Genomic DNA, 2,976 nt, shown 5'->3' on the forward strand with positions numbered 1-2,976 from the left:
GCATAATAAATAGCAAACATGTTGCATTTGACTAACTTTGAATCACACCAGAAGGATACCCGGTAACGTGACTGAAGAGCAAACAACAACTGTAAAACTACATTGGTGGCAGCGGATTGGGCCCGGATTAGTCACCGCCTGCGTGGTCATCGGCCCGGGTAGTATCTTGACAAGTTCCAACCTGGGTGCGAAAGATGGATACAGCATGATCTGGGTCGTGCTAGTCTCTGTCTTTTTTATGCTCGTTTATACATCATTGGGGGCTAAGCTGGGCGCAGTCACGAATGAGTCAACCTGCACTCTGCTGGCGCAAAAAGTGGGCAGGCCTTTAACGGTGCTGGTGGGATGTGGAGTCTTTTTCATTTCCGCCGCTTATCAGTTTGGAAATAATCTGGGCGTGCATTCCGCCATTGAAAATTATACGGACTTAAAATATGGAATTGTGTTTTTCAACGCCATTTCCATCGCCTTTTTGTTCGGCTTTAAGAATCTCTATAAACTGATCGAACGCTTGATGTCAGTGTTTGTGGGTTTGATGCTGGCCTCCTTTGCCATTAACCTCTTCTTTGCAAAACCCGATTTAGTGGAAATGGCGCAAGGAGTCATCCCCACCCCAGGTGCAGACGGTAAGTCAATTCTCAACATCTCACTCCTGGGACTTGTGGGTACTACATTCGTCATCACTGCAGCCTTCTATCAATCTTATCTATCGCGGTTCAAAGGCTGGACTGTCCGAGATCTTAAAGATGCTCGTATCGATTCCCGTATCAGTGCTGGCATTATGGCACTCATTACGATCATGATCATGGCTACCGCAGCCGCTGTGCTTCGCGGACAAGATCTAAAAGGCGTGGGGGATGTAGGGAACGCCTTGAAACCTCTGTTTGGAGATAAAGGGCAAATTCTATTCTGTATCGGTCTGTTTTCCGCCGCTTATTCTTCTTTCATCGTGAACTCGATGATCGGGGGGTTCATCTTGTCTGACAGTTTGGGGCTAGGCAGTACACCACAGGATAAATCAACACGCATCCTGACAGCGGTCGTTTTATTGACGGGGATGTTTGTCGCGCTTTACGTAATCGAATCGGGAATCAAGCCAGTTGCTGCGATCGTGGCAGCGCAGGCCGTGACCGTCGTCGCTGCACCTCTGGCCGCTGGTGGACTACTCTTGTTAACCAGCAGTAAGAAAGTCATGGGCGAGTATCGTAATGGCGTCGTGATGAATATATTTGCCAGCATCGGTTTTGTGTTACTTTTGGGTATGGCCTGGTATATTGCGACAGAAAAAGTGATGCCCCAAATTCAGAAAATGCGAGCAGACGTAACCGTAGTCCAACAAGTGGAATATCACGCATTGGCAAGTACCAGTATTCTCATTGATTAAGTTGAAATTCGTATGAAGTTTCTAGTTCAAATTATTTGTTTTGCGTTTTGTCTCTTGCCTCTGAATAGTTCTATGCTGGAAGCGGCAGAGAAGACAGACAAACGCCCTAACATCATCTTTGTGCTGCTTGATAATGTCGGCAAAGACTGGTTTCGCAGTTACGGCAGTCAGGAAAATCAGACGCCGAATATTGATCATCTGGCGTACACGGGCTTGCGGTTCCGTAATTGTTATGTGACGCCCGTTTGCAGTACAACGCGACATATGTTGCTCACAGGTCGCTATCCCTTTCGCTCTGGTTGGCATACGCATCATGATCCCGCCATTTATGGAGGCGGCTATTTTGACTGGAATCGCGAAATCTGTTTTGCCCGAATTCTGAGAGACGCCGGTTACGATACCTGCATCTCAGGCAAATGGCAGATCAATGATATGTTTGACCCGGCTCAGAAAGATGCACTCAAACAGCATGGCTTTGATGAGTATTGCCTCTTCCCTGAAGGAAAAAAAGGACACCCGGCTCATAAAAAACGTTACTGGGATCCGTACGTCATTCAAAATGGTCAACGATTGGAGACGAAAGGAAAATTCGGTCCGGATATCTTCACAGATTATCTGATTGAATATATGAAGACGCATCGAGACAAACCGTTCTGTGCGTACTACTCTGCGATTCTCACTCACATACCTGTCGTGCATACGCCGCATAATGTAGGGCAGGATTTAACATCTCGAGAAAAATTTGCGGGGATGTTGAATTACTCAGATTTTTTGATCGGTCGGTTAGTAAAAGCCATGAATGATCTGGGGATTCGAGATAACACGATTCTATTCATTGTTCCCGATAATGGCACGGACAATGGAACCGATCAGAATGCGGAACAAAGCCTGGGAGGTCGTATCAACGGTCGTCTTTCCGGGGAAGGAATTTATTCTCTCAAAGAGCAGGGCATCAATATGCCCTTGATTGTGAATTGTCCGAAACTGGTGGGATCTGAACGAATCAGCGATGACCTGATTGACGTTTCAGACATCTTGCCGACATTAGCCGATCTGGCAAAGGCTCCTCTTCCCAAAGGGGTGACAATTGACGGGCGATCCTTCGCACCACAAATTCTCAACCAGCCTCTCAAAACACCCTGGCGACCCTGGTGTCTGACTCAGTATTACAAACAACGGGTCGTGCGAGACGAACGTTTCAAACTTTATTCTTCCGGGGAATATTATGATCTTTCGGAAGACCCGCTTGAGCTGCACGATCTCGCAGATGCGGAGCGTTTGCTGACAGACCGCGCCACTTCGAAGTCGCATAGGCAACTCCAGAGCGTGTTAGATTCACTTCCAGAGAACAGTAAACTGCCATGGGAATTTCGCAGTATTTCCGCACGAAAAATCCGTGCAGCAGAAGCCAAACAGAAATAGTTCGCGTTTCAGAGCCTGAACAATGATTGAATGATCATTCCTGGAAGCAGCAGGTCTAATTCATTGATTTCTTTGAACTTGCAAAGGTTTGAGAAAGTCCGTGAAGGATTCCCTGGAATTCCACTTTCATCACTATTTCACCTGACTGGAACCAGGTTCTCATGAAATTC

General features: G+C 46.9%; 2 protein-coding genes. Both read left to right on the forward strand.

The annotated features are described in order from the left end of the window. Nucleotides 1–67 precede the first annotated feature (67 nt). On the forward strand, nucleotides 68–1,384 hold the full coding sequence (locus Q0668_RS06385) for an Nramp family divalent metal transporter (RefSeq protein ID WP_298861530.1): 1,317 nt from the start codon (nucleotides 68–70) through the stop codon (nucleotides 1,382–1,384). 12 nt (nucleotides 1,385–1,396) lie between these two features. Further along, nucleotides 1,397–2,806 carry a sulfatase-like hydrolase/transferase gene (locus Q0668_RS06390; RefSeq protein WP_298861533.1) on the forward strand — a complete coding sequence of 470 codons (1,410 nt, stop codon included), beginning with the start codon at nucleotides 1,397–1,399 and terminating at the stop codon, nucleotides 2,804–2,806. Nucleotides 2,807–2,976: the final 170 nt, after the last annotated feature.

The sequence above is a fragment of the uncultured Gimesia sp. genome (assembly GCF_937910335.1).
GTDB lineage: Bacteria > Planctomycetota > Planctomycetia > Planctomycetales > Planctomycetaceae > Gimesia.